The 25,627-nt window shown below is 67.0% G+C and carries 21 protein-coding genes; 14 read left to right on the top strand and 7 right to left on the bottom strand.

Annotation, left to right across the window (positions count from 1 at the left end):
- The first annotated feature begins 77 nt into the window (after positions 1–77).
- From ACTPOI_RS14085 to ruvC, 4 genes are all read left to right on the top strand, one after another.
- Positions 78–992, top strand: coding sequence for an AraC family transcriptional regulator (locus ACTPOI_RS14085; protein WP_440109815.1), 915 nt, complete (start codon positions 78–80; stop codon positions 990–992).
- 38 nt (positions 993–1,030) lie between these two features.
- Entirely contained in the window at positions 1,031–1,804 is a 774-nt protein-coding gene (locus tag ACTPOI_RS14080; protein WP_440109813.1) for a lysophospholipid acyltransferase family protein, read from the top strand.
- A gap of 99 nt (positions 1,805–1,903) precedes the next feature.
- Entirely contained in the window at positions 1,904–2,896 is a 993-nt protein-coding gene (locus ACTPOI_RS14075) for a phosphatidate cytidylyltransferase (protein ID WP_440109811.1), read from the top strand.
- 57 nt (positions 2,897–2,953) lie between these two features.
- On the top strand, positions 2,954–3,502 hold the full coding sequence (gene ruvC, locus ACTPOI_RS14070) for a crossover junction endodeoxyribonuclease RuvC (protein WP_440109809.1): 549 nt from the start codon (positions 2,954–2,956) through the stop codon (positions 3,500–3,502).
- Between the two features lie 79 nt (positions 3,503–3,581).
- Here ruvC and ACTPOI_RS14065 read toward each other — a convergent pair whose 3' ends face one another.
- Positions 3,582–4,067 (bottom strand): CZB domain-containing protein, encoded by a 486-nt coding sequence (locus tag ACTPOI_RS14065; RefSeq protein ID WP_440109807.1) that lies wholly within the window; start codon positions 4,065–4,067, stop codon positions 3,582–3,584.
- 218 nt (positions 4,068–4,285) lie between these two features.
- Between ACTPOI_RS14065 and ACTPOI_RS14060 the strand changes: the two genes are divergently transcribed.
- Positions 4,286–5,320, top strand: coding sequence for an LLM class flavin-dependent oxidoreductase (locus ACTPOI_RS14060; RefSeq protein ID WP_440109805.1), 1,035 nt, complete (start codon positions 4,286–4,288; stop codon positions 5,318–5,320).
- A 94-nt stretch (positions 5,321–5,414) separates the two neighbouring features.
- Here the strand turns inward: ACTPOI_RS14060 and ACTPOI_RS14055 are convergent, their stop codons facing one another.
- On the bottom strand, positions 5,415–6,164 hold the full coding sequence (locus tag ACTPOI_RS14055; RefSeq protein ID WP_440109803.1) for an SDR family NAD(P)-dependent oxidoreductase: 750 nt from the start codon (positions 6,162–6,164) through the stop codon (positions 5,415–5,417).
- A gap of 302 nt (positions 6,165–6,466) precedes the next feature.
- On the opposite strand from ACTPOI_RS14055, the gene gspF reads away from it, so the two are divergent.
- From gspF to ACTPOI_RS14040, 3 genes are all read left to right on the top strand, one after another.
- Entirely contained in the window at positions 6,467–7,699 is a 1,233-nt protein-coding gene (gene gspF, locus ACTPOI_RS14050; protein ID WP_440109801.1) for a type II secretion system inner membrane protein GspF, read from the top strand.
- Between the two features lie 70 nt (positions 7,700–7,769).
- Positions 7,770–8,690, top strand: a complete 921-nt coding sequence (locus tag ACTPOI_RS14045; protein ID WP_440109799.1) for a 5'-nucleotidase — start codon at positions 7,770–7,772, stop codon at positions 8,688–8,690.
- 178 nt (positions 8,691–8,868) lie between these two features.
- Positions 8,869–9,225, top strand: coding sequence for an EF-hand domain-containing protein (locus ACTPOI_RS14040; protein WP_440109797.1), 357 nt, complete (start codon positions 8,869–8,871; stop codon positions 9,223–9,225).
- A gap of 159 nt (positions 9,226–9,384) precedes the next feature.
- Here the strand turns inward: ACTPOI_RS14040 and ACTPOI_RS14035 are convergent, their stop codons facing one another.
- The 3 genes from ACTPOI_RS14035 to ACTPOI_RS14025 form a co-directional block, all read right to left on the bottom strand.
- Positions 9,385–9,816, bottom strand: a complete 432-nt coding sequence (locus ACTPOI_RS14035; protein WP_440109795.1) for a hypothetical protein — start codon at positions 9,814–9,816, stop codon at positions 9,385–9,387.
- Between the two features lie 409 nt (positions 9,817–10,225).
- A complete protein-coding gene (locus ACTPOI_RS14030; RefSeq protein WP_440109793.1) occupies positions 10,226–10,729 on the bottom strand; it encodes a cyanophycin metabolism-associated DUF1854 family protein in 504 nt (167 codons plus the stop codon).
- Positions 10,730–10,761: 32 nt separating this feature from the next.
- Positions 10,762–13,083 (bottom strand): cyanophycin metabolism-associated ABC transporter, encoded by a 2,322-nt coding sequence (locus ACTPOI_RS14025; RefSeq protein ID WP_440109791.1) that lies wholly within the window; start codon positions 13,081–13,083, stop codon positions 10,762–10,764.
- A 236-nt stretch (positions 13,084–13,319) separates the two neighbouring features.
- Here ACTPOI_RS14025 and ACTPOI_RS14020 point away from each other — a divergent pair, with 236 nt between their 5' ends.
- The 3 genes from ACTPOI_RS14020 (at position 13,320) to ACTPOI_RS14010 (ending at position 18,702) form a co-directional block, all read left to right on the top strand.
- Positions 13,320–15,524, top strand: coding sequence for a cyanophycin synthetase (locus ACTPOI_RS14020; RefSeq protein WP_440109789.1), 2,205 nt, complete (start codon positions 13,320–13,322; stop codon positions 15,522–15,524).
- Between the two features lie 95 nt (positions 15,525–15,619).
- Entirely contained in the window at positions 15,620–18,199 is a 2,580-nt protein-coding gene (cphA, locus tag ACTPOI_RS14015) for a cyanophycin synthetase (RefSeq protein WP_440109787.1), read from the top strand.
- Entirely contained in the window at positions 18,196–18,702 is a 507-nt protein-coding gene (locus tag ACTPOI_RS14010) for a CreA family protein (protein WP_440109785.1), read from the top strand. Before cphA ends, ACTPOI_RS14010 begins: the two co-directional genes overlap by 4 nt.
- 197 nt (positions 18,703–18,899) lie before the next feature.
- On the opposite strand, the gene ACTPOI_RS14005 is transcribed toward ACTPOI_RS14010, so the two are convergent.
- Positions 18,900–19,556 carry a DsbA family oxidoreductase gene (locus ACTPOI_RS14005; RefSeq protein ID WP_440109783.1) on the bottom strand — a complete coding sequence of 219 codons (657 nt, stop codon included), beginning with the start codon at positions 19,554–19,556 and terminating at the stop codon, positions 18,900–18,902.
- 659 nt (positions 19,557–20,215) lie between these two features.
- Between ACTPOI_RS14005 and ACTPOI_RS14000 the strand changes: the two genes are divergently transcribed.
- The 3 genes from ACTPOI_RS14000 to ACTPOI_RS13990 all read left to right on the top strand — a co-directional run bounded on the left by ACTPOI_RS14000 (position 20,216) and on the right by ACTPOI_RS13990 (position 23,794).
- On the top strand, positions 20,216–21,226 hold the full coding sequence (locus ACTPOI_RS14000) for a YcjF family protein (RefSeq protein ID WP_440109781.1): 1,011 nt from the start codon (positions 20,216–20,218) through the stop codon (positions 21,224–21,226).
- A gap of 214 nt (positions 21,227–21,440) precedes the next feature.
- A complete protein-coding gene (locus tag ACTPOI_RS13995) occupies positions 21,441–22,871 on the top strand; it encodes an SPOR domain-containing protein (RefSeq protein WP_440109779.1) in 1,431 nt (476 codons plus the stop codon).
- Between the two features lie 161 nt (positions 22,872–23,032).
- Positions 23,033–23,794, top strand: a complete 762-nt coding sequence (locus ACTPOI_RS13990; RefSeq protein ID WP_440109777.1) for a GDSL-type esterase/lipase family protein — start codon at positions 23,033–23,035, stop codon at positions 23,792–23,794.
- An 83-nt stretch (positions 23,795–23,877) separates the two neighbouring features.
- Here the strand turns inward: ACTPOI_RS13990 and ACTPOI_RS13985 are convergent, their stop codons facing one another.
- Positions 23,878–25,626 (bottom strand): diguanylate cyclase, encoded by a 1,749-nt coding sequence (locus ACTPOI_RS13985; protein ID WP_440109775.1) that lies wholly within the window; start codon positions 25,624–25,626, stop codon positions 23,878–23,880.
- Position 25,627 lies beyond the last annotated feature (1 nt).

Raw genomic sequence — 25,627 nt, 5'->3', positions numbered from 1 at the left:
GACGGGTATGGTGCAGTGCAGCAGCGACCCAGGTATTGAACGAATCCGACATCACCACTGACCTACACTCGCGCCCCATGGCAACCCTGGTCCCACCGTCTCCAAGACACCCGCCGGGCCTGATTCCCTCGGGTCAGCTGTGGCTGCCGCGCGCCAACCTGTCAGCGTGCCTGCGTGGCGCCATGGTGCGCAGCACGGTTGGCTACAGGCTGGGTGATGAACAGCGCATCAACCGGTTCCCGGCCACGCCGCTGTGCAGCCTGAGCTGGTGGTTTCAGGGAGGTAGCGAGGCGATGGTGGCGGACCGCCCCGACACCATGCCCGGCCTGCAAAGCCCGCGCGAGGCCTACCCCGGCCGATGGGTGCTGGCAGGCCCCCACACCCGGCCCAGCAGCAGCTATTGCGCGGCACCCACCCACGCCATGATGGTGATGTTCATGCCAGACGCCCTGCATCTGCTGACAGGCCTGGAACCCGAGACCCTGACCGACCGTCTGGTGGATGCGCAGACCGTGCTGCCGCCCGACTGGATAGCGATGTGCAACGCCGTGCAATTCCAGACCGATGACGCCGCGCGCATTGAATGTCTGGAGGCGTTTCTGGAACCGCTCTGGCAGGCCTGCCGCCCCACGCAGGCGCTGCACGCGGAGCGCTACGGCGACTGGGCCTTGCACCTGGCGCAACGCGCCGCCATGTCGGCCCCGGGCCGCAGCCTGCGCCAGCTGGAGCGCCGCATCAAGCGCTGGGCAGGACTGCCCATGCGAGAGCTGCGCGGTTTTGGCAAGGCCGAGCAGGCGTTCTTCGACACCATTGCTGCCGATGCAGCCCAAGGCCACGTGAAGTGGGCGGATGTAGCGGCGGGCGCGGGTTTCTCGGACCAATCGCACCTTTGCCGCGTCACGCGCCGCATGACCGGCTACGCCCCGCAGGCGCTGTATGAAGGCATCGTCGGCGAAGAGGCTTTCTGGGCGTATCGCATCTGGGCACAGTGATCCGGCTGCCAGGCGAGCCGCCCCGTATCATCCCCGCCATGCTTGCCAAGTTGATGAGTTTCCTCCTGCTGGGGATCGTGCGGTTTCTCACGGGCTCCCAGGCGCGCTGGTATGGCTGCCCGCCCAAGGCCGAGCAGCGCATCTACTTTGCCAACCACCAGAGCCATGCCGACATGGTGCTGATCTGGGCGGCGCTGCCGGAAGAGCTGCGCACCATCACCCGGCCCATTGCGGCCAAGGATTACTGGACCAAGACGCCGTTTCGCCAGTGGATCACCACGGCTGTGTTCAACGCCGTGTATGTGGACCGGCAGGCCACACCAGCCCGCCCCGCCCCGGCCGCACCGTCTGAATCAGTGGGCGTGGTGGACGCCATGGCCCGTGGCGGGGCCGATGCCGACACCGCCATGGCGGGCGGGCCCGACCCCTCACCCGAGGCACCACCGCGCGCGCCCACGCCCGAGGAGCTGCGCGCCGCCCTGCCCTCTACCGATCCGCTGGCGCCGCTGGTGCAGGCGCTGGAAAGCGGCGACTCCATCGTGATCTTTCCGGAAGGCACGCGCGGCCATGGCGATGAGCCGCAGCCGTTCAAGTCGGGCTTGTTCAAGCTGGCGCAGATGTTTCCGCAGGTGGTGCTGGTGCCAGCGTGGATCAACAACGTGCAGCGGGTGATGCCCAAGGGCGAAGTGGTGCCCGTGCCCATACTTTGCTCGGTAACGTTTGGCGCACCGATTGCGCTGGAGCGTGGCGAGGAGCGCCGGCCTTTTCTCGACCGTGCGCGGGCCGCGGTGCTGGCGCTGAGGGACATCTGACATGCACCATCCATCCACGCTGCGGCATCGTCACGCCCCTGGCCATTTCGCGACGCGGCACATCGCGCCACAGCACCGCGTTGCAGATCGGGCAGCGCCATGAATACCTTCTTGCGCGGCCTGACCGCGGCCCAGCAGGTGGGCGCACTGTTTGTGGTGGTGTTCGGCATCCTGTCCATCGTCACCACGTGGGCCTTCGTGCGCACGCTGCGCGAGCATCCGCGCGACGATCCGGAGGCAGAGGCCGATGCGCTGGAGGCGCGGCGCTTCTGGGGGCTGCTCAAGACCTCCTGGGGCATGGCCACGGTGTTCTGGGTGGGCTGGGTGCTGGGCGACACGGTGGCCACGGTGCTCTTTGCCATCGTGGCGTTTTTTGCGCTGCGCGAGTTCATCACGCTCTCGCCCACACGGCGCGGCGACCACCGCAGCCTGGTGCTCGCGTTCTTTGTGGTGCTGCCGCTGCAGTTCTGGATCGTGGGCAGCAAGATGTTCGACCTGTTCACGGTGTTCATCCCCGTGTACGTGTTTCTGGCGCTGCCCGTGGTGAGCGCGCTGGCCAATGACCCCGAGCGGTTTCTGGAGCGCAACGCCAAGCTGCAGTGGGGCATCATGGTCTGCGTGTATGGCATGAGCCACGTACCCGCGCTGCTGCTGCTCGACTTTCCGGGCTATCGCGACAAGGGCGCTTTTCTGGTGTTCTTTCTGGTGTTTGTGGTGCAGACCTGCATGGTGGTGCAACACCTGCTGGGCCGGCGCTTTCCGCACAAGCCCGTGGCGCCCAACGTGAGCCAGAGCTTTCAGTGGGTCAGCTGGCTGGCGGGCGTGGCTGCAGGCGGGCTGGCCGGCACACTGCTCACGTTCATCACGCCGTTCAAGCCCGGGCAGGCGCTGGGCATGGCGCTACTGGCTTGCCTGGCGGGCAGTCTGGGGCATCTGGTGATGAAGGCTTTGAAGCGCGACCGGGGCATCACCAGTTGGGGCATGCAGGGCATGTCGGTCACGGGTGCGGGCGGGCTGCTGGACAGGGTGGACGCGCTGTGCTTTGCGGCACCGGTGTTCTTCCATTCGGTGCGCTGGTACTTCGGTTTATAGTCAAAACAGCTTCACGTCCTGGTTTTATTTACCCTGACAGCTATCAATATAATAGCAATGCGCATCCTTGGAATCGACCCGGGCCTGCAGACCACCGGCTTTGGCGTGGTGGACATGGACGGCCACAGGCTCAGCTACGTGGCCAGCGGCACCATCCGCACCACCACGCTGGCCCTGGGCGACCTGCCCGGGCGGCTGAAGATTTTGTTCGACGGCATCACTGAGGTGGCTGCGCGCTACGAGCCCGACGTGGCCTCGGTCGAGATCGTGTTCGTCAACGTCAACCCCCAGTCCACCCTGCTGCTGGGCCAGGCCCGCGGCGCGTGCATCACTGCCCTGGTGGCCAGCAACCTGCCCGTGGCCGAATACACCGCCCTGCAGATGAAAAAAGCTGTGGTCGGCCACGGCCGCGCCGCCAAGAGTCAGGTGCAGGAGATGGTGCGCCGCCTGCTGCAGTTGCCCGGCCTGCCAGGCACCGACGCCGCCGACGGCCTGGGCATGGCCATCACCCACGCCCATGCCGGCGCCGCCATGGGGCGTCTGGGCGAAGCCGCCACGCTGAACCGGCGGCAGCACGCGATGTACAAGGATGGGCGAAGTTACTGAAAAAGCGGCCTCTGGGCGCTGATCATGTGTATCGGCTCCATGGCCGCCGTGGCCCATGCAACTGCCGAAAGGCCGAGCCCTACCGCCCCAGCCCGCGCTTGAGCTCCTTGAGCAACAGCAGCACCTGATTGGAGGCATGCCTGCAGCTGCTGTTGAGCAACTGCGCCGCGCGCTGCTGGTCGCCAGACTGGAACGCCATGACCACATCGGCGGCCTGCTCGTGAAAGTACCGGTGGCGCGCCACCAGCATGTCAAACGCAGGGAAGTGCCCCAGCCGCACCTTGCCCGTGCCGTACAGCCACCGGCCCAGGTCACACCGGTCGTCATGGCAGATGCGCTCGGGCCGCATGACTTCTGCCGAGCGGCCGGACACCATGTCGTGCAACCGCACGCGATAGCTCTCGTGGCCGGCAATGGCGGCGTCGATGTCCAGCTCGGTCATCAGCATCGTGGCGTACTCGGCGTCGAGCACCAGTTCGCTGCCGTTGTCTTCCATCGCCCAGGTCGTGTCGGGACTGGTGGGGTCCTGCTCCCTGATCTTGAACAGCCGGCTGAAAAAACCCATGCGTGATCCTTGTAGGGTTACGCCCCGGGCGGCCACGGAGCCGCCATTCCGAAGATGCGCAACCAATGGAAACATTCTGTTCGCCCTTTTCGGGTTTGACCAACAAAAAATGGCGAGGCTTTCACAGGCGAGGTGCGTGCATGAAGCCGACCCTTTTTGCACTGCCAGCTTTTACACGGCACAGTGCAGCGATCTGCAGGCCGCAGGACAATGCACCCATGACCGCTTCTGCCCCCCGCACTTCCCTTTCCATGCTTGATCTGGTGGCCGTCCGCGAAGGCGGTACGGTGGCTGACGCCCTGCAGATCGCCCTGCGCACTGCGCAGCACGCCGAGCGGCTGGGCTTTGCCCGCTACTGGCTGGCCGAGCACCACAACATGGCGGGCATTGCCAGCTCGGCCACTGCTGTGCTGATAGGCCACATTGCTGGCGGAACATCGCGCATCCGCGTGGGCTCGGGCGGCGTGATGCTGCCCAACCACGCGCCGCTGGTGGTGGCCGAGGCCTTTGGCACGCTGGCCGAGCTGCATCCCGGGCGTATCGACCTGGGCCTGGGCCGCGCGCCGGGCACTGACCCCGCCACCATGCGCGCGCTGCGCCGCAGCCGGGTGGAGACTGCCGATGACTTTCCACAGGATGTGGCCGAGCTGCAGCGCCTGCTGGCACCGGCCGAGCCTGGCCAGCGCCTGATTGCCATGCCCGGTGCAGGCACCAACGTGCCCATCTGGCTACTGGGTTCCAGCCTGTTCTCGGCCCAGCTGGCCGCCGAGCGCGGCCTGCCCTACGCGTTTGCTTCGCACTTTGCACCGCGAATGCTGCACCAGGCGCTGGCGCTCTACCGCAGCCTGTACCGTCCGTCGGCCGCATGGCCGCGGCCCTATGTGGCGATCGGTGTGCCGCTGATTGCCGCCCCCACGGACGAAGAGGCCGAGTACCTGGCCAGCAGCACGCACCAGCGCGTGCTGGGCATCCTGACGGGCGACCGGCGGCGCTTGCTGCCCCCGGTCGAGCACTTCAATGCCCGCCTGCAACCGCAGGAACGGGCGGCGATCAGCGACTTTCTGGCTGCAGCCGTGATCGGCGGACCAGACACGGTGCGCGACGGCATGGCGCGGCTCATCGAGGCCACGGGGGCCGACGAACTGATGCTGGTGAGCGACGTGTACGACCCGGCACTGCGCCTGCGCTCGCTCGACATTGCAGCGCAGGCACACGCCGAACTGGCAGCGGGCGCGCACGCCACGGCAGCCTGACGGCAGCGCAGCCAAAGCCCAAGGCGCCTTGGCGGGCCCACGCTGCCGCCTGGGGTGAAACGCCGGGCCTGCTCCGTCTGCCATGCGGCCAGTGTCAGCGCGCCAGATAACCGCCATCGACCGGGTAGTAGGCGCCTGTGACAAACGACGCTTTGGGAGAGACGAGCCAGGCCACCAGCTCGGCCACCTCCTCGGGCTGGCCCAGCCGGCCGATGGGGTGCGCACCCACCAGCATGGCGTTGATGCCCGCGTCCTGCTCCAGCCCGGCAATCATGGGCGTATGAATGAAAGCCGGGCCAACGGCGTTCACGCGTACCCCGTGGGCGCTGTATTCCATGGCTGCCGCCTTGGTCAGCCCGACCACGCCATGCTTGGCTGCCGTGTAGGCGGGCGCGCCCGCGAATCCCACAGCACCCAGGATCGACGCCATGTTGACGATGGACCCACCGCCGCTCTTGAGCATGGCGGCGATCTGGTACCTCATGCCGTAGAACACGCCCGACAGATTGATGTTGATGACCTGGGCCCAGCCATCAAGCGGGTAATCGGCGGTAGGTGCCTGCGGGCCACCGATGCCAGCGTTGTTGCACGCCACATCCAGCCGGCCATAGTGCGCTACGGTGTGCTGCACCAGCGCTTCGCAGTCGGCCGGGTTGCCCACGTCGGCCTTGACGAAAATTGCATCGCCGCCTGCCGCACGGACCAAGGAGGCAGTTTCTTCGCCCTCGGCCACATTCACATCGGACACGACGACCTTGGCACCCTCGCGCGCCCACACCAGCGCGATGGCGCGCCCGATCCCCGACGATGCACCCGTTACCAGTGCCACTTTGCCATTCAGCATTCCAGACTCCTTTGGTGAGCGAACGCCGCAGCCCGAGCGGCGGCCATGTTTCATTGTGCGCAGGCGGTGCCGATGCGCCTTGACCTGCGTCATGGCTGCAGCTTTGAGGCCGGCCAGTGAATGACGCAACGCGCGCGCCATCGGCCAGCCGGGAAGGCCGACCCGCCGCCGACTCCTGACGATGTCCCGCAGGAAGGGGCGGCTACGATGAGCAGATACCATCGCAAGCTGCGACGGGCCCAGCCCTGACCCGGACGATTCCCCCGGCCCTGCGATCCGAGCCCTACTGACCATCCGCACGAATGCCCGCTTTTTCTTTTGAAGCCCTGGATGCCCAGGGCCAAACCCGCAAGGGCCTTGTGGAGGCCGACACTGCGAAGGCAGCGCGCAGCATGCTGCGTGCGCAGGCGCTGGTGCCGCTGTCGGTGGAACCGGTCCAGACGGGGCGGTCCATGGACGGCACCAGTGCCAGCCTGGGCCAGCGGCTCTTCACCCGGCCGGTGTTCAACGCCACGGGCCTGGCCATCTGGACGCGGCAGATCGCCGGGCTGGTGTCGTCGGGCCTGCCGCTCGAGCGCGCGCTCACGGCTTTGTCGGACGAGGCCGACGATGAACGCCAGCGCAACCTGGTGGCGGCGTTGCGCTCAGAGGTCAACGCGGGCTCGACCTTTGCACGTGCACTGTCGCAACACCCGCGCGAGTTTTCGGACATCTACTGCGCGGTGATTGGCGCAGGCGAACACAGCGGCAACCTCGGGCTGGTGCTGGAGCGCCTGGCCGACGACCTGGAAGAGCGCCAGGCCCTCAAGGCCAAGCTGGTGGGCGCGGCGCTGTACCCGGCCATCGTCACGGTAGTGGCCATTGTGATCGTGCTGTTCCTGGTGGGCTACGTGGTGCCGCAGGTGGCCAGCGTATTCGCCGGTACCAAGCGCGCGCTGCCTTTTCTCACCACGGCCATGCTGGGCCTGAGCGCACTGGTGCGCAGCTACGGCTGGGCCATGCTGATCGTGGGGGTACTGGGTGCCGCGGGCATGCGCTGGGCCCTGACCATGCCCGCGTTCCGTGAACGCTTTGACGCCGCCTGGCTCAACCTGCCGCTGGTGGGCAAACTGGCCCGCGGCTACAACGCGGCCCGGTTTGCCGGCACGCTGGCCATGCTGGCCGGTGCGGGCGTGCCCATTCTGAAGGCGCTGCAGGCAGCGGCCGAGACGCTGAACAACCGCGCCCTGCGCGCCGACGCCCTTGACGCGCTGGTGCTGGTGCGTGAGGGCGCTCCGCTGGCGTCTGCCCTGGCGCAGAAAAAGCGCTTCCCGGGGTTGCTGTCGATGTTTGCCCGCCTGGGCGAGCAGACGGGGCAGCTGCCGCTGATGCTGCAGCGTGCGGCCCGCCAGCTTTCCACCGAGGTCCAGCGCCGCGCCATGCAGCTGGCGACGATCCTCGAGCCGCTGCTCATCGTCAGCATGGGCCTCATCGTGATGCTGATCGTGCTGGCGGTGCTGCTGCCCATCATCCAGCTCAACCAGTTCGTGAAGTGACGGTATCGATGTCACTTTTCATTGCCGGCCTGGCCGCGCGGTCTGGCAACGATTTCCTGCGGATGACACCATGGCAGTGACGCTTAACGACAAGCTGGTGGTCGCGATCTCCTCGCGGGCCCTGTTCAATTTCGAAGAGGAAAACCTGCTTTTCGAATCCGGCGACGAAGAGGCGTACATGCGCCACCAGCTCGCACTGGTGCACCAGCCGGCCCGCGCGGGCGTGGCGTTTTCGCTGGTGCGCAAGCTGCTGGCCTTCAATACGCCCGATGCCCAGCGCGTGGAGGTGGTGATGCTGTCGCGCAACGACCCGGCCAGCGGTATGCGCGTGTTTGCATCGGCCCAGGCCGCCGGCATGCGGGTGGAGCGCGGCGTGTTCACACGCGGGCGTGATCCGTTTGCCTACCTGCGACCCCTGGGTGCGCATTTGTTCCTGTCTGCCAACGAGGCCGATGTGCGGCAGGCGCTGTCGATCGGCTTCCCCGCCGCCCGCGTGATGACGGACTCCACGCCCGCAGGCGACCGCTTTCCGAACGAAGTGCGCATTGCCTTTGACGGCGACGCCGTGCTCTTCTCCGACGAAGCCGAGAGGGTGTACCAGGAGGCGGGCCTGCCAGCGTTTCAGGAAAACGAAGTCGACAAGGCCCTTATGCCGCTGGCGGGCGGCCCGTTCAAGCCACTGCTGGCGGCACTGCACCGTCTGCAGCAGGGCGCGCACGCCTCGCACACCATGCGCGTGCGCACGGCGCTGGTCACGGCCCGCAGCGCACCCGCACACGAACGCGCCATTCGCACGCTGCTCGACTGGGGCATCAGCGTGGATGAGGCGATGTTTCTCGGGGGCCTGGAAAAAGGGCCCTTCCTGAGGGAGTTCGAGCCCGACTTCTTTTTCGATGACCAGACAGGCCACGTCACATCCGCCGCGCGGCATGTGCCAGCAGGGCATGTAAGCAGCGGGATATCCAACGTGCCTGATCCTGGAAAGGTCTGACCTTTGCGCTGCATCAGCCCTGCACGCGGTTGCACCTTTGCAATCTGGCGCTGGCGCCGCGGCCCGAAAAGAATTGCAAAGCCTTGCAATCCAGAGGTGAAGGCTGCAAAAGGCGGTTGCAAGTCGCCCTGCCAGTGCAGGCCTGTGCAACCATGCACGCCTGCAACAGGAGCTGACATTGCCAAGATTTCTCTTCTATCCGATGGTCCTGTGGGCCGCGGCCCTGCTGGTCCCTGCGTGGGCGCAGACTTCAGGGCCAGAGCCGGCTCAACCCCCTGAGTACAGCTCCAGCCCCTCCAAAGGCGAGGTCAAGGCGATGCGCGATTTCCGCATGCTGGACATCAATGGGGATGGCCGGCTCAGCCGGAGCGAGGTGCTACTGTTTCCGCGGCTGTCCGCAGCGTTTGACGATGCGGACACGAATCACGACCAGTACGTGTCGTATGAGGAAGTCCGCGCCTTTGCCGCGAAATACCGGGCTGAACGCGAGCGCAGCAAGGCGGCGGCGCACAACCCTGACAGCGCGGTGCAGTAACGGATAAAAGTGCCGCTTGTAGCGACGACATTGACGCCGCGCGAAGAAGAGGTAAAGAGGGGGCATCACACCAACCGTGTGAAGGAGCTTGCGCCGACACAGCAGTACGGTGTGTCGAACCCTCTACCCAAAGCGCAGATTCCGGTCGCGCAGGACCGCTTACAGACCACCAGTGCGCTTGATCTTCGGGTCGGAATACGTGAGGGGTTCGTTCTTGACCTGCTGGGCCAGGCGCTCCTGCATCGTCATCTTGTTGATGTCCTGGGCCACCTCCACAGCAGTTCCGCTGGCGCGCCACATCGACTGGATGAGTTCCAGCAGCTGCTTGTAGATGGGCTCCTTAGGCGGTTCAGGGGGCTCTTCTACCGTTTCCTGCTTTTTCACTGCGGTCCAGTCCCGGTTGGGAGAGTCCGGGGCGGAGGGCTTGTCGGGCGCCTTCACGATGGCCCCCTCCCCCATCCGGTCCATGGACTCGACAGGGTTGGGCGCATTGATGGGGCGCACCGCAGGGGCGCCAGAGGCGCCAGTGGAATACAAATCAGCGCCCTGAGGACGCCAACTCGGCGATCGGTCGACAGGTGGCAGTTGCATGACAATGGCCCGGAAGTTGAGTGTGTTCTGACGGCTTTACGCCGTCGTCGTACATTCATTACGGCAAAAAGAAGGGGAAATTTAGGTCTTTTTGAGGGATCGACCGAAATTAAGGGTTTTCACTTACCTTTTCACTGGGGCGCGGCCTGACCAAAGCTGCGACGGCGGGGTCGGAGAACCTGTAGGACAAGGCCTAGAGCGGTTCACACATTGGAAAGGCCTCGGACTGGACGTACGTGCCGCGATCCATCATCAGCCAGCAATGAGGTTGCCGCACGCCGGCGAGGTCGGCGCAAGCACAGGGCTATTGAAGCAGGCAGCGACACCCTACCTTGGGGCGCGCCTGCGGCAGGGCCTTCAATCCACCACCGCCCGGATCGCCTGCGGTGGCGCTCCTGCGGTCAGCAGCTCAGAGAAAGCGTTCCAGGATCCGGCGCGACTGCCGGTCCAGCGCAGTGGTGTCGGCAATGCGAAATTGCACACCGTCGCCTCCGGCAATCAGCAGGCGTGTGCGCCCGCCCAGCCGGCGAATGTCTTCCTCAGCCTTCAGTACCAAGCGGGCCGGCCCCCGGTCGGTCTCCACGTCCCATGTGCTGGGGGTCGAGAAGCTCGATACCGCAACGATTTTCTCGATAGTGGGCACAAACTCGCGCACCTGCAGCTCTTCTTCCACCAGCTGACGCGCGTCAGCGGGCAGCTGATCGAGATGGTCGAGCCACAGCAGCTCGTGCCCATCCTGGCCGATGAGCGACAGCCCTTCGGCCGGCGCCGCAATCGGAAACGCGCGGACTGGCGTGACCCCTTCGTGGCGCGAGCCGTCGGCCATCACAAGTACCAGCCGTCCATGGGCATTGCGCGCCATCTGGACGGCCACCGGGTGGCGAGGCGAAGGGGTAGACGTGGCTGTGGACATGGCGAATGGGGGCGAACCGAAGATTCAGGAGATCAGGATTGGCCAGCGGGGTGGGCTGGATGCAGAAGGCTGCTGTCGATGATGACACCTGCTGCCTGGGCGTCTTCCTCGGCGCGGCGCGCCTGCGCCTCGTACAGGCGCCAGTAGGCTCCCTGCTTTTCCATCAACTCGTCGTGCGGGCCGACCTCGACCACCTCGCCGCGGTCCATCACCACGAGGCGGTCGGCCTTGCGCAGGGTGGACAGGCGGTGGGCAATGGCGATGGTGGTGCGGCCTTGCACCAGGTTGTCCAGCGCCTTCTGGATTTCCTTTTCGGTCTCGGTGTCCACCGCCGAGGTGGCTTCATCCAGGATCAGGATGCGCGGGTCGATCAGCAGCGCACGCGCAATGCTGATGCGCTGGCGCTCGCCGCCCGACAGCCCTTGGCCGCGCTCGCCCACCAGCGAGTCGTAGCCGTGCGGCAGGCGCAGGATGAATTCATGGGCATGGGCAGCACGGGCGGCAGCCACGATTTCCTCGCGGGTGGCTTCGGGCTTGCCGTAGGCAATGTTCTCGGCAATGGTGCCGAAGAACAGAAACGGCTCCTGCAACACCAGGCCGATGTGGCGGCGGTAGTCGGCCACGGCAAAACGGCGGATGTCGATGCCATCGACCTGGATGGAGCCGTCGCTCACGTCATAAAAACGGCTGATCAGATTGACCAGCGTGCTCTTGCCCGAGCCGCTATGGCCCACCAGGCCAATCATCTCGCCCGGACGGATGTTCAGATTCAGATCCTTGATCACGGCGCGGCTGCCATAGCGGAAACCCACGCCCTGCATGGTGATGGCTCCCTGCACCTTGTCCACCTTCACTGGCTGGGCCGGGTCGGGCACGTTGCTGACGTGGTCCAGGATGTCGAAGATGCGCTTGGCTCCCGCGGCGGCCTTCTGCGTGACCGAGACGATGCGGCTCATGGAATCGAGCCGCCCGTAGAACCGGCCGATGTAAGCGATGAACGCCGTGAGCACACCCACGGTGATCTGGCTCTGCGATACCAGCCAGATGCCGAACGCCCACACCACCAGCAGACCGATTTCGGTCAGCAGCGAAACGGTGGGGGTGAACAGGCTCCAGGTCTTGTTGAGCTTGTCATTGACTTCCAGGTTGTGCTGGTTGGCGTCGCGAAAGCGCTGGGCTTCGCGCTTTTCCTGGGCAAAAGCCTTCACCACGCGGATACCCGGAATGGTGTCCGCCAGCACATTGGTCACCTCCGACCACACCCGGTCGATCTTCTCGAACCCGGTGCGCAGGCGGTCGCGCACGGTGTGGATCATCCAGCCGATGAACGGCAGCGGCACCAGAGTGACCAGCGCCAGCCACGGGTTGATGGAAAAGAGAATGGCCGCCGTCATCATGATCATGAGCACGTCGGTCACGAAGTCCAGCGCGTGCAGCGACAGGAACACGTTGATCCGGTCGGTCTCGGAACCAATGCGTGCCATCAGGTCGCCCGTGCGCTTGCCGCCAAAGTAGTCGAGCGACAGGCGCAGCAGGTGCTCATACGTGGTGGTCCGCAGGTCGGCGCCAATGCGTTCGGACACCAGCGCCAATATATAAGTGCGCGCCCACGAGAGCCCCCAGGCCGCCAGGGCCGACAGCAGCAGGCCGCTCAGGTACAGCAGCACCAGCCCCGGCTCGATCTGCTTGCCGTTCTGAAACGGGATCAGGATGTCGTCCATCAGCGGGATGGTGAGGTACGGCGGCACCAGGGTGGCGGCGGTGGACGCCAGCGTCAGCGCAAAACCGGCGGCCAGCTGGTTGCGGTAGGGCCGCGCAAAGCGCCACAGGCGCAGCAGCACCCAGGTAGATGTTTGCGGTGGCTGCGCGCGGGCGCAGGCCGGGCATTCATCGGTATCGGGCGGCAGCGGCGTGTGGCAGGTGGGGCAGGCGGGTTCATCGGCCTGGGCGTCCAGGCTGCCATGCAGCGTGCCACCCACCGCCCGGGCGCTCTGGTCTTCAAAGCGCTGCACCAGGCGCAGCGCCTGAGCATGGTGGGCCAGCGTGAAACGCCACAAGGCCAGCCGCGCATCCGCGTCGTGCAGCGACAGGGCGCCTACGCCGCCGTGGTCCTGGAGTTGCAGGGAGCGCCCGCTGCCGAGCGGCCACGACTGCCATTGCGTGCTGCCCGCCGCGCAGGCCAGCAGCCGCCCGGAAGTGACCACCACCCAGCCCTCGGCAAACCGCAGGTCGGCGCTCAGGTCAACCTGCAGCGCAGCCAGCACGTTCTCATGGGAAGAAAGCAGGGCCCGCAGATCAGCCCCCACGGGGCTGGCGAAGACACCCGAGGCGTCCACAGAATGGTGATGTTGCATTTTTGTCTGGTATTTCCGCCCCCGGCCGCCATCGGTCACCGGCTGCACGGGAGAGCGCATTCTCCGCGATGTGCCGGCACAGCGGCACCGCTGCAGGGCGCATCCCCCCGTTAACGCTCCACCCCCACTTTTCGCTGACACTGCCGCGCCGCGCCAGACTGTCGCACAATCTCGGGCGATCCCCATATCTGCCCTGCCCTGCCGGCGGGGCCAGGCCAACACCAACGCTGCAATCCATGGCGAAACTCAACGACATCCAACTGCTTCGCATCAACTACCTGCGCGGCCCCAACATCTGGACCTACCGCCCGGTGCTGGAGGTCTGGCTGGACCTGGGGGAGCTGGAAGACTATCCGTCGCACACCATTCCGGGATTCACCGCCCGCCTGACGCAGTGGTTGCCCGCCCTGATCGAGCACCACTGCGGCGTAGGCGAGCGCGGCGGCTTCCTGCAGCGGCTGGAAGAAGGCACCTGGTGCGGCCATGTGCTCGAGCACATCGTGATCGAACTGCTCAACCTGGCCGGCATGCCCACGGGCTTTGGCCAGACGCGAAGCACCAGCCAGCGCGGCGTGTACCGCATGGTGTTCCGCGCCCGGGACGAGCAGGTGGCCCGCGTGGCGCTGGCCCAGGGCCACGCACTCATCATGGCGGCCATCAACAACGAGCCATTTGACGTGAAGGCCGCCGTGGCGCGTGTGCGCACCGAGGTGGACGACCAGTACCTCGGCCCCAGCACCGCCTGCATCGTCACTGCCGCCACCGACCGCGGCATCCCGCACATCCGCCTGAACGACGGCAACCTCGTGCAACTGGGCTACGGCGCCAGCCAGCGTCGCATCTGGACGGCCGAGACCGAATACACCAGCGCCATCGCCGAAGGCATTGCCAGCGACAAGGACCTGACCAAGAGCCTGCTCAAGTCGTGCGGCGTACCCATCCCCGAAGGCCAGGTGGTCAACAGCCCCGAAGAAGCCTGGGAAGCCGCGCAGGACATCGGCCTGCCTGTGGTCGTGAAGCCATCGGACGGCAACCACGGCCGCGGCGTGACGCTGGACCTGCGCAAGCAGGAAGACATCGAGGCGGCCTACCACGTGGCCTACCCCGAGGGCAGCGACGTGATGGTCGAGCGCTTCATCCCCGGCAATGAGCACCGCCTGCTGGTGGTCAATGGCAAGCTGGTGGCCGCGGCCCGCGGCGAGGTGGTCAGTATCACCGGCAACGGCCGCTCCACCGTGCGCGAGCTGATCGACAGCCAGCTCAACTCTGACCCTCGGCGCGGGTATGAGGAAGAGTACCCGCTGGAGATCATCGACATCGCCACCAACCCCAAGGTGCAGCTGGAACTCAAACGCCAGGACCTGGCCGCCGATGCCGTGCCCGCCGCAGGCCGGCAGGTGGTGATCGAGCGCAACGGCAACGTGGCGGTGGATTGCACAGACGACGTGCACCCCGAAGTGGCCTACATCGCAGCCCTGGCGGCCAAGGTGGTGGGTCTGGATATTGCCGGCATCGACATGGTGGCGATGGACATCTCCAAACCGCTGCAGGCCCAGGGCGGCGCGATTGTCGAAGTCAACGCCGGCCCCGGCCTGCTGATGCACCTCAAGCCTGCTGAAGGCGCGCCGCGCCCGGTCGGCCAGGCCATTGTGGAGCACCTGTTCCCCAGCGAAGACGGCGATGTGCAACCCGGCCGCATTCCGGTGGTGGGCGTGGCCGGTTCCCGCGGCACGTCGACCATTGCCCGGCTGGTGGGCTGGCTGCTGCACCTGGGCGGCCACCACACCGGCCTGGCCTGCACCGAGGGCATGTTCCTCGACCGCCGCTGCATGGAAACCACCGACTGCGCCCACTGGGAAGCCGCACACCGCCTGCTGATGAACAAGATGGTGCAGGCCGCCGTGATCGAGAGCAACGCGCGCACCATCCTGCGTGATGGCCTGGCGTACGACCGCTGCCAGGTGGGCGTGGTGACCGACATGGACGGCGTGGAGACGCTGGCCGAGTTCGACGTGCACGAGCAGGAGCAGATGACCAAGGTGATGCGCACCCAGGTGGACGTGGTCCTGTCCGAAGGCGCTGCGGTGCTGAACGCCGCCATCCCGCAGGTGGCCGACCTGGCCCCCCTGTCGGACGGCGCGGTGGTGCTGTATGCGCAGGACGCTACGCTGCCCCTGGTGGTAGAGCACCGCGCCAACGGCAATGGCCGCGCGGTGGTGGTCAAGAACGGCCGGGTGGTGCTGGCCACCGGCAATGCCGAACATGTGCTGGGCCCGCTGTCCGAGCTGACCTTTGGCCGCAATGCCGTGGTGCCCGATACCGACGCCCTGCTGGCGGCCATCGGCGCTGCATGGGCGCTGGACATTGCCCCGGATCTGATTGGCGCGGGCATCAAGACCTTCGAGCCCGACCTGCCAGCACGGGCTGGCCAGCCCGGCTGATCCCGAGCGCTTGCCCCGATACCGAAAACGAACGCTGTGACTTCGGAACGCTGAGCAGCGCCCGAGAGCCCCGACCGACACCTGAAAGAAACCCCATGGATGTATCCCGCACCCGGGCCCTGCGTGGCCCCAACCTCTGGAGCCGCCACATGGCCATCGAGGCCGTGGTGGCCTGCGCCGAATCGGAACGCGCCATGGCGCAGATCGCAGGCTTTGAAACGCGGCTGCGGGCCCTGTTTCCGGCCATCGGCGTGCTGCACCCCGAGGGCGGCGATGCCGACATCTCGCTGGCCCATGTGCTGCAGACCGCGGCGCTGGCATTGCAGGCCCAGGCAGGCTGCCCTGTAACGTTTGCACGCACCACGGCCACCATCGATCCCGGCGTGTACCAGGTGGTGGTGGAGTACAGCGAGGAAGCCGTGGGCCGCCGTGCGTTTGAGTGCGCCCAGCAGCTCATCCAGGCCGCACTGGGCAACGGCAGTTTTGACGCCGAGGCCGTGATTGCCGAGCTGCGCGAGCTCGATGAAGACGAGCGCCTTGGGCCCAGTACCGGCTCCATCGTCGATGCCGCCGTGGCGCGGGGCATCCCGTACCGGCGCCTCACGCGCGGCAGCCTGGTGCAGTTTGGCTGGGGCTCCAAACAGCGCCGCATTCAGGCCGCCGAGATCGACACCACCAGCGCGGTGGCCGAATCCATCGGCCAGGACAAGGACCTGACCAAGCGCCTGCTGCACGCCGCAGGGGTGCCGGTGCCGCTGGGCAAGCCGGTGGATACGCTGGACGAAGCCTGGGAAGTGGCCCTGAAGGTCGGCCTGCCCGTAGTGGTCAAGCCGCAGGACGGTAACCAGGGCAAGGGCGTCACCGTCAACATCACCGACCGCGCCCAGCTCGAAGAAGCCTACAAGAACGCCGCCGAGCACGGTACCGTGATGGTCGAGCGCTTTCTGCCCGGCCACGACTTCCGCCTGCTGGTGGTGGGTGACCAGCTGGTGGCCGCGGCCCGCCGCGAGCCGCCCCAGGTGCTGGGCGACGGCATCCACACCGTGCGCCAGCTGGTCGAGCAGGTCAACCTGGACCCGCGCCGCGGCGAAGGTCACGCCACCTCGCTCACCAAGATCCGGCTGGATGACATCGCCATCGCGCGCCTGGCCATGCAGGACCTGACGCCCGAATCAGTACCCGCCAAGGGCCAGCGCGTCATCCTGCGCAACAACGCCAACCTGTCCACCGGCGGCACCGCGACCGACGTGACCGACGACGTGCACCCCGACGTGGCCGCACGCGCCGTGGCCGCTGCGCAGATGGTGGGCCTGCACATCTGCGGCGTGGACATGGTGGCCGAGACCGTGCTGCGCCCGCTGGAAGAACAGGGCGGCGGTTTCGTGGAAGTGAACGCCGCCCCGGGCCTGCGCATGCACCTGGCCCCCAGCTATGGCAAGCCACGCAACGTGGGCCAGGCCATGGTCGACAAGCTCTACGCGCAGGGTGACGACGGCCGCATCCCCACTGTGGCGGTGACCGGCACCAACGGCAAGACCACCACCGCGCGTCTGATTGCGCACCTGTTCACGGCGCAGGGCCTGCGCGTGGGCATGACCAACACCGATGGTGTGTACGTGAACGGCCGCCAGATCGACAGCGGCGACTGCAGCGGCCCCAAGAGCGCCCGCAACGTGCTGCTGCACCCCGAGGTCGACGCCGCCGTGTTCGAGACCGCCCGGGGTGGCATCCTGCGCGAAGGCCTGGGCTTTGACCGCTGCACGGTATCCGTGGTCACCAACATCGGTGCAGGCGACCATCTGGGCCTGAACTACATCACTACGGTGGAAGACCTGGCCGTGGTCAAGCGCGTGATCGTGCAGAACGTGGCCCCGAACGGCTACGGCGTGCTCAACGCGGCCGACCCTGTGGTGGCCGCCATGGCGCCATCGTGCCCCGGCAAGATCATCTTCTTTGCCAGCGACCGGCACCACCCCGTGATGGCCACGCACCGCGCGCAGGGCCACCGCACCGTGTATGTCGATGGCGACTCCATCGTCGCGTCCGAAGGCTCGTGGCGCGAGACCATCCACCTGCGCGACGTGCCGATCACGCGCAACGGCAAGATCGGTTTCCAGGTCGAGAACGTCATGGCAGCCGTGGCCGCCGCCTGGGGCGTGGGCATGCCCTGGCAGACCATCCGCCGTGGCCTGTCGGGCTTTGTGAACGACAGCGACAACGCGCCAGGCCGCTTCAACATCATGGACTACCGCGGCGCTACCGTGATTGCCGACTACGGCCACAACCCCGATGCCATGCGCGCCCTGGTGGGCGCCATGGACGCCCTGCCCGGCAAGCGCCGCAGCGTGGTCATCAGCGGCGCGGGGGACCGGCGCGACGAGGACATCCGCGAGCAGACCGTGATCCTCGGTGCGGCCTTTGACGATGTGATCCTGTACCAGGACGCGGCCCAGCGCGGGCGGGGCGATGGCGAGGTGATGGCCCTGCTGCGCGAAGGCCTGGCCGGTGCCAGCCGCACCAAGCATGTGGAAGAGATCCGCGGCGAGTTCATCGCCATCGATACCGCCCTGGCGCGGCTGCAGCCCGGCGACCTGTGCCTGGTGCTGGTGGATCAGGTGGAGGAAGCACTGGCCCACCTGGCCCAACGCTGCTCTGAAGCCGGAGCCACGGCATGACGCGCGCAGTCGCCACCGCCGCGGCAGCCGTGCTGCTCGCCACGCTGGGCCTGCTGGGCACGGCAGGCGGGGCCCACGCCGCCACGGGTGAAAAAGTGGGCACGGTGGACACCGCGTTTCAGTGGATCGGCCGCGACCACGACATCATTGTGGAAGCCTATGACGACCCCGCCGTGCCAGGCGTGACCTGCTATGTGTCGCGCGCCCGCACCGGGGGCATCAAGGGGTCGCTCGGCCTGGCCGAAGACCGCGCCGAAGCATCGATCGCCTGCCGCCAGGTGGGTCCGATCAGCTTCCCCGAGCCTTTGAAGAAGCAGGAAGAAGTGTTCAGCGAGCGCATGTCCATCCTGTTCAAGCGCCTGCGCATCGTTCGCATGGTCGATTCAACGCGCAACACGCTGGTGTACCTCACCTACTCGGAAAAGCTCATCGACGGATCGCCGCAGAACAGCGTGACGGCCGTACCGGTGGACAGGGCTATTGCAATTCCGGTGCGCAAGTAAGCGTCACACGCCGGCCGCAAGCGGGCGCATGCAGCAGTAAAAAAAGGGGCCGTGCGCCCCTTTTTTGGGTCAAATCGCCTTGCAGCCCAAGCTTTTATTGCCCATACAGCTATTATTTTAATAGCAATCTGATCTGTGCGGCGTGCACCCGGAGTGGCATCGACACGCTGTGCAGCAGCCCGGGTATTCCACGCGGTTCAGGCAACCGTTTCCTGGGCCAGTTGCCGCAGGGCCCGCTCGAACACCTCCACCGGTTGTCCGCCCTGGATGAGGTGGCGGTCGTTGATGATGACGGCGGGCACCGAGTGGATGCCGTGCTGCAGGTAGAACTGCTCGCGCTCGCGCACTTCGGCGGCATAGCGGTCGGAGGCCAGCAGGGCGCGGGCCTCCTGCGCGTCCAGACCCACGCCCGTGGCGGCGGCCACCAGCACCTCGTGGTTGCTCGGGTCCTGACCCTCGGTGAAATACGCTGTGAACAGCGCGTGCTTGAGGGCATGCTTGCGCCCCGACTCCTCGGCCCAGTGCAGCAGGCGGTGGGCGTCAAAGGTGTTGTAGATGCGGGTGCGCTTGCCCATGCCAAAGGTAAAGCCCAGCTCTGCCCCGCGGGCTGCAATCGCTTCGCGGTTCTTCTGGCTCTGCTCGGGTGTGGCGCCGTACTTTTGCTGCAGGTGCTCGCCGATGTCCTGACCTTCGGGGCCCATCTGCGGGTTCAGCTCGAAGGGCTGGAAATGCAGGTCCAGCGTCACCTGCCCGGCCAGGCGGTCGGCGGCCTGCTCCAGGGCTTTAAGGCCGATGATGCACCAGGGGCAGGAGACATCCGAGACGAAATCGATCTTGAGGGTTTTGGCGGTCATGGCACGCTCACAGAAGGGATGAGGGGGCGGCGCAGAGGCTGAGAGTTTTTTGCCCGAGCCCGAAAAGTAGGACACAACGCCGCTGATCGAGGCGCAAAGCACAGCCATAGCTCGGGCTATGGCGCGCATTTGCAACGAAGAGCAGCGGTGTTCTTGCGTGCAAGGCGGGCATGGGCAAAAGACTCTCGGCCTCTCAGAACGTGTTTACGATCTTTTCAGGGCCGCGCAAGTACCTTGCCGGGATGGGATGCAAGGCGCAGCGCGCGGCCAATAGCCCGTGCTATTGGCAAGCGGTGCAACGCCGCAGACCGCCCGGCAAGGCACTTGCCCGAAGGGTTGGAGTGAAATCGGGCGATTGATTGCCCCGGCTGCTTGCATGGGCACGAGCCCATGCGGCGCATCCGAGGCATCCACTCATCCCGATTGCACTCCAACGCGGCTCTGAAAAGATCGTAAACACGTTCTCAGGGGCACGCGGTTCAGCCGCGCATGGTAGTCGGCTCCGGCGTTTCATGCTGGGCGCTGCGGGCAGCGCTCGCGGTGCACAGGCACAGTTGCAATTCCCTACGCGCCGTGCCATTGAATCGGCCAGCCCTAGACTGCATCTGGCAGGCTCCACCGCTCCTGCGGCCCATCTCCTTGCATCACAGCACCCGTTCATGAACATCGACCAGCAAAAATCCATCCTCACCATCGCACTGCTCGCGGCTTTTGCCGACGGCGACAAGGACGATGCGGAACGCGAGGAGATCCGCCGCATCGCCCAGTCACTCGCCGGTGATGCGGGCATGGCCGACCTGCCGCGCATCTACCAGGATGTGCTGCTCAAGCGCACCAGCGTGCAAACCGCTGCGCAGGGGCTGAGCGACGCATCGCACCGCCAGCTGGCCTATGAAATGGCGGTGTGCGTGTGCGATGTAGATGGTCGGCAGACACCGGCCGAGCGAAGCTTTCTTGCATCGCTGAAGGGCGCGCTGCAGCTGGGCGCGCCGCAGACGGACGCGTTCGACCTGGAAGCCGACACGCTGGTCGACGTTGCCGAAAAGGCCGTGCCGGTGTCGGCAGCCGCAGCCACGGCAACCGCAGCGCGCGCTGCCGGGCCAGCCGCCGCGGCCGCTTTCACGGCCAGCCCCACCACCATCTTGCCAACCGCGCAGGAGGCCGCGCTCGACAAGTCCATCCTCAACTACGCGCTCATCAACGGCGCACTGGAGCTGCTGCCCCAGTCGTGGGCGTCGATGGCCATCATCCCCATGCAGATCAAGATGGTCTACGCCATCGGCAAGACCTACGGCGTGGAGCTGGACCAGGGCCATATCAAGGAATTCATCGCCGCTGCGGGCGTGGGCATGACCTCGCAGTACCTGGAGCAATTTGGCCGCAAGCTGCTAGGTGGCCTGCTGGGCAAGGCCGCGGGCCGCACCATCGGCGGCCTGGGCAGCGCCGCCACGGGCATGGCGTTCTCGTTTGCCACCACGTACGCGCTGGGCCAGGTGGCGCGGCGCTACTACGCTGGCGGCCGCGTGATGAGCACCGCCATGCTGCGCGAAACCTTCCAAGGGCTGCTCGGGCCCGCCAAGCAAATGCAGGCCGACTACCTGCCGCAGATCCGCGAAAAGGCGTCCACACTCGATGCCGGCAAGATCATGGCGATGGTGCGTGGCGCCTGAGCCCTGCCGTAACAACGCTCCACTTTCAATAGCAATCAGGGCAATCAATACGGGCAATACAGGCATATTTGACTCATTTCTTGCCTGCGGGGCCGCCCAAGCGCCCTGCCAGCGCCCCAGTCCACCGGCCGGGGCGATGCCTGTGCGCAACGCCTGACAGGGCGCCGGGCGCTGCGGGGCGTGGCTTGTACAGCGGTGCATGACAGAATTGCGCATGCGCCCCAACACGGACTTCGCCGACTCCCTGATTCCCGCCATGTCGCTGGATTCGCCCTCGGACAACGCCATGAATGCGCTCTACCGCGCGGCGCTGGGGCCCATGAACACGGCGTACTACCTGCCGGTGTTCGACCGGTTTGACGCCACCGGCCGCACCACCACCACCTGGAACTGGGCCGCCAGCATGTTCACGCTGGGATGGATGGTGTTCCGCCAGCTGTGGAGCCCGGCCCTTGTGTACGTGGCCGCGGCCGAAGGGCTGGCGTTGCTGGTGTTTGCGCTGGGCCGCGTGCTGCTGCAGTGGCCGCAGGGCATTGAATGGGGCGTGCTGGCCACGGTGGCCGTGCTGGCTTTTGCCGTGCCCGGCATGTACGGCAACGCCATGCTGCACACCGACATCCGCAAGCGCATCGCCCGCGCGCTCGCCGCATCACGCACCGTGCCGGAGGCTTGCGACATGCTGGCAGGCCAGGCCAGCACCCGCCGACGCCTGCAGCTGGTGGTATTGGGGCATGCAGCTATCGTGGCCGCAGCCGCGCTGGCTTACCTGCTGATACCGCAAGACGGCAGCCCGCGGCGGTTTGCGATGGAGCCGGAAGTGACGGTGGCGCAAGCCACCTCGGCCAGCGCGGCGGCGTCGGCGCCAGTGGCCGCGGGAACCGTGGGCACGGTGACGGAGGCCGCCGCAGGATCCGACGCCGGTGCTTCTGCAGCGTCCGCTGCGCCTGAAGCGGCACCTGGCGCTGCACCGGTGGCGGCACCTGTTGCTGCAGCTACCGCCGCCAGCCCATCGCCCGCAGCCACTGCAACCCCCGGGCCCGCCGCCGCGCCGCCCCATGCGGCCACCTCTACAACGCCACCGACAAACGCGTCGCCCCCCCCCTCGGCCACACCTTCAGCGCAAACGCCAGGTACGGCCCCGGCCAGCGCACCTGCGGCCGAACCGAGCGCACCGGCACGCACCGCACCTCCTGCGGCTGCGCCAGCGCCGTCGGCATCGTCTGCCCGCAAGGCCGGCAGCACGCCGCCGCGCGACACGGCCAGCCAGCGCGCGGCAGCATCCCCCAGCCCGGCCGCAGATGCCCCGGCACCAGCGCCTGCGGCCTCCCGCTCAGCCAGCAAACCAGCCAAGGGGGCGGCGAGCACCGCCGGTGCGGCCACCGGCGACGCCGCATTGCCTGCGCCCGTAGGCAGTCTGCCGGGCTACTACATTAACGTGGGGCTGTTCGCCGATGAGGCCAATGCGCGCAAGGCGCAGGCGCGGTTGCTCAATGAAGGCCTGCCGGCCTTCCGCCAAGAGCTGTCCACCGCGGCAGGCCCACGCATCCGCGTGCGTGTGGGTCCCTACGCCACAAAGGCACAGGCCGACAAGACTGCCGCAGCCATCAGGGGCATGCAGCTGGAGGCGGTCGTCTTCAGGAAGTAGCCGGCGCGCGCCTGGCGTCGGGTCTTCTTCTGCAGAAAGAACCTGGTCAGCGTGCATTCGGCGCGGCCGTCCTACGGCGGTGGATGCGCAGCGCTGACATCCAGTCACGCCCCGGCTGCGTACTCTGCAGTGTCCCCTCACACGCCCTGCCGTTGCCGCCCATGCCCACTGCCTTTTTGCGTTCCTTTTCCCGGTTGTCGCGGTCGCGCCGCTTCATGTCGGTGGCTGCCATCACCGCCGGTGCGCTGCTGCTTACGGCCTGCGCGCCCTGGCGCATCCTGACCGCGGCGGACCTGGCCCGCGAAGCTCAGCCCTACACCGCGGCGCCCGAGCAACCCACCCGTCGCCTGCTGGTGGTGGGCGACAGCACTGCCGTGGGCACTGGCGCCGCCGCGGCCGCCGACAGCCTGGTGGGCCTGATCGGGCAGACGCATCCGCAGTGGCGCATCGACAACCTTGCCGCCAACGGCGCGAAATTCGAGGACGTGGCCCGCCAGCTGCAGGAAGCCTCCGGCGGCTACGACCTGGTGCTGGTACTGGCAGGGGGCAACGATGTGATCCGCTTCACGTCTGAAGACAAGCTGCGCAGCGACATGGACCGTACGCTGGCGCTGGCCCGCCAGCGCGGCGCGCAGGTGGTGCTGATGCCGTGCGGCGATGTGGGCCACGCGCCGTTTTTCATCCCACCGCTGTCGTGGGGCATGTCGCGTCGCGCTGAACGCCTGCACAGCATTGCGCAGGATGTGGCCGCCACCCACGGCGCGCGTTACGTGCGGCTGCTCAAGCCGCGAGCACAAGACCCGTTCGTGCTCCACAGCAAGGAGCTGCACGCGGCGGATGGCCTGCACCCCAGCAGCGCGGGGTACGAGGAGTGGTTCAGTGAACTGGTGGCCCAGGGCGGCCTGTCTGGCATGGCGCCATAGGGCGCAGGGCAACGCCATGGTCCGGGCGTGCGTGCACGCCAGCGCAGGATGCAGCCACACCCATCAGACGGCCCACCGGCAGGCTACAGGGTTACCAGTTGCGACTCCGCCACCTGATCCCGCCCCGCATTCTTGGCGGAGTACATGGCCTTGTCTGCCGCTGAAAGCAGGGCCTCCAGCGCCAGACCCACGCTGCGCGAATTGGCCACGCCCAGGCTCGCCGTCATGCGGACCCACTGGCCCTCGGCACCCGGCACCTCCAGATCGCTGATCGCCTCGCGCAGGCGCAGGGCAAACTGCAACGCGGCCTCGGGATCGCAATGCGAGAGCATCACCACAAACTCTTCGCCACCAAAGCGGCCCGCCAGATCCGTTTCGCGCAGTTCGGTGCGCAGCACCTGCGCCACAGCCTGCAGCGCGCGGTCGCCGGCAGCATGGCCATGGCTGTCGTTGAGCTGTTTGAACCAGTCAATATCGAGCAGCACCATGGCCACATCAAATCCGTAACGCTGCGCCTGCAACAGCATGTCGTGCGCGGCAGCGATGAATGACCGGCGGTTGCGCAAGCCCGTGAGGTAGTCGGTGGCCGACTGTTCGCGCAGCTGCTCGATGAGCCGGTCGCGCTCGCGCTCCAGTTCATGGCGGCGGCGCGTCTGCTGCTGCAGCAGGCGCACTGCGCCGATGACGGCAGCCACCTCGTCTTGCGGGGCCGGTGGCTGCGGCGCAGCCTCGGCTTTGTGCTCCCGGTCGGCCAGGGCGTGCAGGGCACCGGTCGCGCGCACCAGCGGGCGCAGCACGCGGCGCTGCAGCACATACAGCGCGCTGCCCAGCGCTGCCAGCAGCACCGCAGCGCCCAGCAGCGCCCACAGCAGAACCTGCACGGCGCGGTCGTGCTCGCGCATCGCGCCCTCGCGCGCCTGCAGCAGCAGGGCGTCGCGCAACTCCAGCACGGGATTCATGTCGGGCACGTAGCGCGCCGCAAAGTCCGCCGCGGTCAGGCCATAGCGGCCACCGGTATCGCCTTCTCTGAGCACCGATTCGAGCAGTGTCTGGGCGGTACCGAAGTAGCGGGCCTCGACCGTCTCCCAAGCTTGGAGCACGCTGGCTGGCCGGTCACCGCCTCGCACGCGAAGCTCGATCAGGAACCGAAGCTGCGCAATGCGCCCCCGGGTCTCGTCGATGGCCCGGTGTTCGGCGGGAGAAAAAGGTTCGCCCTTGACGAGCGCCGCCGTGAAATGTGAACCGAGCAGACCGGCGTACTCGCGCAGGTCGGCGGCCAGCAAGGCGCCCTGTACGTCGTCCCCCAGAGCCGGGTAGGCCTGCTGCGCGCCGCCCGCCAGCGCAGTGTTGACGGGCGCCAGCAGCGGCACCACGGCCACCATGGCATACACCGCAGAGCGGATGCGTTCGGCGGACCGCCGAGCCCCGGGTAGCGTCAGGGTCTGGTCCACCACCGTACGGGCCTGCGCCAGCGCAACCGTTGCGGCTTCCACACGCTGGGGCATCTCTGCCGGCATGCCCGGGCTGCCTGCCGCGACGGCATCGCGCAGCGCAATGAGCGCGCGGTCGGTGCGCAGGCGGGCCTGCTGCAGCGCATCGCTGCGCACCTGCGTCATCGGCATCGCGTCGCCCAGCGCTGCATTGGTGGGGCCGCGTTCGCGTGAAACCATCTCCATGGCGACAAGCCCGGCACGCAGTGGCTCCAGCAGGCGCAGGCTGTCGGACGCACTGCTTACAGCCTGCCACTCGGTGGTGGCCATGCGCCCCACGAGCGCCATGGTGGCCACAAGCACCACTGCGCCGAGCAGCTGGAGCATTCGATGAAGTTGCATG

The organism is Acidovorax sp. BL-A-41-H1 (genome assembly GCF_051942715.1).
The sequence above is the reverse complement of the archived record's forward strand: the minus strand, read 5'-3'. Positions and strand labels throughout refer to the sequence as shown.

What these genes read in the sequence shown, in the direction of transcription:
- ACTPOI_RS14030 (WP_440109793.1), bottom strand. Translation starts at nt 10,729, where the DNA reads ATGTCCACAGCCACGTCTACCCCTTCGCCTCGCCACCCGGTGGCCGTC.
- cphA (WP_440109787.1), top strand. Translation starts at nt 15,620, where the DNA reads ATGGATGTATCCCGCACCCGGGCCCTGCGTGGCCCCAACCTCTGGAGC.
- ACTPOI_RS14055 (WP_440109803.1), bottom strand. Translation starts at nt 6,164, where the DNA reads ATGCTGAATGGCAAAGTGGCACTGGTAACGGGTGCATCGTCGGGGATC.
- ACTPOI_RS14060 (WP_440109805.1), top strand. Translation starts at nt 4,286, where the DNA reads ATGACCGCTTCTGCCCCCCGCACTTCCCTTTCCATGCTTGATCTGGTG.
- ACTPOI_RS13995 (WP_440109779.1), top strand. Translation starts at nt 21,441, where the DNA reads ATGCGCCCCAACACGGACTTCGCCGACTCCCTGATTCCCGCCATGTCG.
- ACTPOI_RS13985 (WP_440109775.1), bottom strand. Translation starts at nt 25,626, where the DNA reads ATGCAACTTCATCGAATGCTCCAGCTGCTCGGCGCAGTGGTGCTTGTG.
- ACTPOI_RS14035 (WP_440109795.1), bottom strand. Translation starts at nt 9,816, where the DNA reads ATGCAACTGCCACCTGTCGACCGATCGCCGAGTTGGCGTCCTCAGGGC.
- ACTPOI_RS14065 (WP_440109807.1), bottom strand. Translation starts at nt 4,067, where the DNA reads ATGGGTTTTTTCAGCCGGCTGTTCAAGATCAGGGAGCAGGACCCCACC.
- ACTPOI_RS14000 (WP_440109781.1), top strand. Translation starts at nt 20,216, where the DNA reads ATGAACATCGACCAGCAAAAATCCATCCTCACCATCGCACTGCTCGCG.
- ACTPOI_RS14080 (WP_440109813.1), top strand. Translation starts at nt 1,031, where the DNA reads ATGCTTGCCAAGTTGATGAGTTTCCTCCTGCTGGGGATCGTGCGGTTT.
- ACTPOI_RS14085 (WP_440109815.1), top strand. Translation starts at nt 78, where the DNA reads ATGGCAACCCTGGTCCCACCGTCTCCAAGACACCCGCCGGGCCTGATT.
- ACTPOI_RS14005 (WP_440109783.1), bottom strand. Translation starts at nt 19,556, where the DNA reads ATGACCGCCAAAACCCTCAAGATCGATTTCGTCTCGGATGTCTCCTGC.
- ACTPOI_RS14025 (WP_440109791.1), bottom strand. Translation starts at nt 13,083, where the DNA reads ATGCAACATCACCATTCTGTGGACGCCTCGGGTGTCTTCGCCAGCCCC.
- ruvC (WP_440109809.1), top strand. Translation starts at nt 2,954, where the DNA reads ATGCGCATCCTTGGAATCGACCCGGGCCTGCAGACCACCGGCTTTGGC.
- ACTPOI_RS14020 (WP_440109789.1), top strand. Translation starts at nt 13,320, where the DNA reads ATGGCGAAACTCAACGACATCCAACTGCTTCGCATCAACTACCTGCGC.
- ACTPOI_RS14010 (WP_440109785.1), top strand. Translation starts at nt 18,196, where the DNA reads ATGACGCGCGCAGTCGCCACCGCCGCGGCAGCCGTGCTGCTCGCCACG.
- ACTPOI_RS14045 (WP_440109799.1), top strand. Translation starts at nt 7,770, where the DNA reads ATGGCAGTGACGCTTAACGACAAGCTGGTGGTCGCGATCTCCTCGCGG.
- gspF (WP_440109801.1), top strand. Translation starts at nt 6,467, where the DNA reads ATGCCCGCTTTTTCTTTTGAAGCCCTGGATGCCCAGGGCCAAACCCGC.
- ACTPOI_RS13990 (WP_440109777.1), top strand. Translation starts at nt 23,033, where the DNA reads ATGCCCACTGCCTTTTTGCGTTCCTTTTCCCGGTTGTCGCGGTCGCGC.
- ACTPOI_RS14075 (WP_440109811.1), top strand. Translation starts at nt 1,904, where the DNA reads ATGAATACCTTCTTGCGCGGCCTGACCGCGGCCCAGCAGGTGGGCGCA.